The sequence below is a fragment of the uncultured Arenimonas sp. genome, assembly GCF_963976025.1.
Taxonomy (GTDB): domain Bacteria; phylum Pseudomonadota; class Gammaproteobacteria; order Xanthomonadales; family Xanthomonadaceae; genus Arenimonas.
The window spans coordinates 1-3,515 of record NZ_CAXBJS010000233.1; the positions used below are offsets into that span (position 1 = coordinate 1).

General features: G+C 67.5%; 3 protein-coding genes. 2 read left to right on the forward strand and 1 reads right to left on the reverse strand.

The features are described from left to right. The first annotated feature begins 115 nt into the window (after positions 1 to 115). Positions 116 to 373 carry a hypothetical protein gene (locus AACZ35_RS13310; protein WP_339830095.1) on the forward strand — a complete coding sequence of 86 codons (258 nt, stop codon included), beginning with the start codon at positions 116 to 118 and terminating at the stop codon, positions 371 to 373. Positions 374 to 418: 45 nt separating this feature from the next. After that, positions 419 to 862, forward strand: a complete 444-nt coding sequence (rimI, locus tag AACZ35_RS13315) for a ribosomal protein S18-alanine N-acetyltransferase (protein ID WP_339830099.1) — start codon at positions 419 to 421, stop codon at positions 860 to 862. A gap of 15 nt (positions 863 to 877) precedes the next feature. Here rimI and AACZ35_RS13320 read toward each other — a convergent pair. Then, positions 878 to 3,515, reverse strand: a 2,638-nt coding sequence (locus AACZ35_RS13320) for a valine--tRNA ligase (RefSeq protein WP_339830097.1), incomplete at its 5' end; no start/stop codon positions are given.

Genomic DNA, 3,515 nt, shown 5'->3' on the forward strand with positions numbered 1-3,515 from the left:
TCGCGGTGCTGTTCATCGCCCAGGCCAAGGGCCTGTTCGCGCTGGCGCTGCTGTACGTGCTGTCGGGCCCGGCCTGGTGGTTGTGGCAAAAGGCCCGCCGCAGGCAGGCCGCGGCATGAGCTGGAGCGCCGACCAGCAGGTCCTGCTCGGTGCGATGGGCTACGTGCTCTATCGCCACGGGGCGGCTGCGGACGCGGCGCCCGAAGCGGCTGCGGACTTGCCCGAGGGCCGTCTGCTGCAGGCGCTTCGCCGGGCGGCGCGGCGCGACGACCTGGACGGGCTGGCCTTGCCGCCTTTCGAAAAACTGCGCACCGACGCTTCGGCGAAACGTGCGCTCTGGGCCCGGCTGCGGGCAGCGCGCCGCTCGCGCTGATCCGACGTGAACGCGCGTCCTTCCGACGCCACCCAGGTGCGGCCGATGAAACAGGCCGACGTTGAAGCCGTGTCGGCGATCGAAAAACGTGCCTATCCGTTTCCGTGGTCGCCGGGCATTTTCCGCGACTGCCTGCGGGCCGGGCACCATTGCTGGCTGCTGGAGTCGCCGCAGGTGCTGCTGGGTTACGGGGTGCTGAGCGCCGCGGCCGGCGAGGCGCATCTGCTGAACCTGTGCATCGCCCCCGAACACCAGGGCCACGGCCACGGCCGGCGCCTGCTGGCGCGCATGATCGACCTGGCGCGCTGGAACCGGGCGGCGCAGGTGTTCCTGGAAGTGCGGCCGTCGAACCCGCGGGCGATCGCGCTGTATCGCGAATACGGCTTCAACGAAATCGGGCTGCGGCCGAACTACTACCCCTCGTCGAAAGGGCGGGAAGACGCGATCGTGATGGCGATGGAGCTGGTGCCGCCGGATTTCGATCGCTGATTCGGCGGCAATGCCTCAGCCAAGCTTTGAGCGCTGCGCCTGCAGGCCCGAATGCTGGCGGGCCCAGTCGGCCAGGCGGCTGCGTTCGGTGTCGACGACGGCGGCCGGGGCGTTTTGCACGAAGGTTTCGCTGCCCAGCTTGGCTTCGCACTTGGCGATTTCGCCGGCGATGCGCTTGAGCTCCTTGTCCAGGCGCGAACGTTCCGCGTCCAGGTCGATCAGGCCCTCGAGCGGGATCAGCAGCTTCAGGTCGCCGACCACGGCGGCGGCGGAAGCAGGCGCTTCGCCCTCGTGCCAGTCGATCGACTCCAGGCGGGCAAGGAACATCAGCGCCGCCTGGTGGCGGTCGGTGCGCGCGCGGTCCTGGGCATCGCCGCCCTGCAGCAACAGCGGCACCGCCTTCGAAGGCGCGATGTTCATCTGGCTGCGGATCGAGCGCAGCTGGGTGACGGCGGCCTTGAGCCATTCGATGTCGGCGGCGGCGTCGGGCGCGTCGAAGGCCGGGTTCACTTCCGGCCAGGACTGGGTGCTGATGGTGTCGGCGGTGATGCCCAGCTTGGGCGCCACCGAATGCCAGATTTCTTCGGTGACGAAGGGAATCACCGGGTGCAGCGCGCGCAGCAGGCCTTCAAGCACGAACAGCAGCGTGTGGCGGGTGCTGTCGGCGGCCGCGCCCTTTCCGGCGTGCAGCGCCGGCTTGGCCAGCTCCAGGAACCAGTCGCAGAACTCGTTCCAGGCGAATTCGTACAGGGCCTGCGAGGCCAGGTCGAAACGATAGTCCGCGTAGGCCTTTTCCACTTCGCGCAGGGTTTCGTTGAAGCGGTGCAGGATCCAGCGTTCGGCGTCGGTGGTTGGCTTCGGGACTGAAGTCCCTCCCGCAGTGAACTCTTCGCAGTTCATCAGGGTGAAGCGCGCGGCGTTCCAGAGCTTGTTGCAGAAGTTCTTGTAGCCCTCGCAGCGCGCGAGGTCGAACTTGATGTCGCGGCCGTGCGTGGCCAGCGAGGCGAAGGTGAAACGCAGCGCATCGGCGCCGAAGGCCGGGATGCCGTCGGGGAATTCCTTGCGCGTGGCCTTTTCGATCTTGGGCGCGTCGGTGGGCTTCATCAGGCCGCTGGTGCGCTTGGCCACCAGGTCGTCGAGGCTGATGCCGTCGATCAGGTCGATCGGGTCGAGCACGTTGCCCTTGGACTTGGACATCTTCTGGCCGTCCTTGTCGCGCACCAGGCCGGTGATGTAGACGTCCTTGAACGGCACTTCGCCGGTGAAGTGGTCGGTCATCATGATCATCCGGGCGACCCAGAAGAAGATGATGTCGAAACCCGTCACCAGCACCGAGGTCGGCAGGCGCTTGGCGTAGCCGTACTTCTCCATGTCGCCGGCGTCGGGCCAGCCCAGCGTGCTGTGCGACCACAGCGCCGACGAGAACCAGGTTTCCAGCACGTCGCTGTCGCGGGTCAGCGCGACGTCGGTGCCCAGGCCGTTGCGCGCGCGCGCCTCGGCTTCGTCGCGGCCGACGTAGGCCTTGCCGGCGGCGTCGTACCAGGCCGGGATGCGGTGGCCCCACCAGAGCTGGCGGCTGATGCACCAGTCCTGGATGTTGCCCATCCAGTGCCGGTAGGTGTTGATCCAGTTTTCCGGCACGAATCGCACGTCGCCGTTTTCAACCAGTTCCAGGCCGCGCGCGGCCAGGGTGTCCATCTTCACGAACCACTGGTCGGTGAGGTAGGGCTCGATCACCTGCCCCGTGCGATCGCCGCGCGGCACCTGCAGCTTGTGCTTCTTTTCCTCGACCAGCAGGCCCTGGGCCTCCAGGTCGGCCAGCACGGCCTTGCGCGCGGCGTAGCGGTCCAGGCCGCGGTATTTTTCCGGCGCGTTGTCGTTGATCGCGGCGTCGGGCGTAAGGATGTTGATCATCGGCAGGCCGTGGCGCTGGCCCACCGCGTAGTCGTTGAAGTCGTGCGCCGGGGTCACCTTCACCACGCCGGTGCCGAACTCGCGATCGACGTAGTCGTCGGCGATGACCGGGATCTCGCGGTCGCTCAGCGGCAGCTTCACCTTCTTGCCGACCAGGTGCGTGTAGCGCTCGTCCTCCGGGTGCACCATCAGCGCGGTGTCGCCGAGCATGGTTTCCGGGCGGGTGGTGGCGACGACCAGGTCGCTGCCGTCGGCCAGCGGGTAGCGGATGGACCAGAGCTTGCCGTCTTCTTCTTCGCTGACCACTTCCAGGTCGGAAATGGCGGTCTTGAGCACCGGGTCCCAGTTGACCAGGCGCTGGCCGCGGTAGATCAGGCCTTCTTCGTGCAGGCGCACGAAGGTTTCGACGACGGCCTTGCTCAGGCCTTCGTCCATGGTGAAGCGTTCGCGGCTCCAGTCACCCGAGGCGCCCATGCGGCGCATCTGGCGGGTGATGGTGTCGCCGGATTCCTGCTTCCAGGCCCAGACCTTCTCGATGAACTTGTCGCGGCCGAGCGAGTCGCGGGTTTCGCCCTTGCCTTCGAGCGCGAGATTGCGCGAGACGACCATCTCGGTGGCGATGCCGGCGTGGTCGGCGCCGACCTGCCAGAGGGTGTCGTAGCCCTTCATGCGGTGGTAGCGGACCAGGGCGTCCATGAGGGTGTGCTGGAAGGCGTGGCCCATGTGCAGGGTGCCGGTG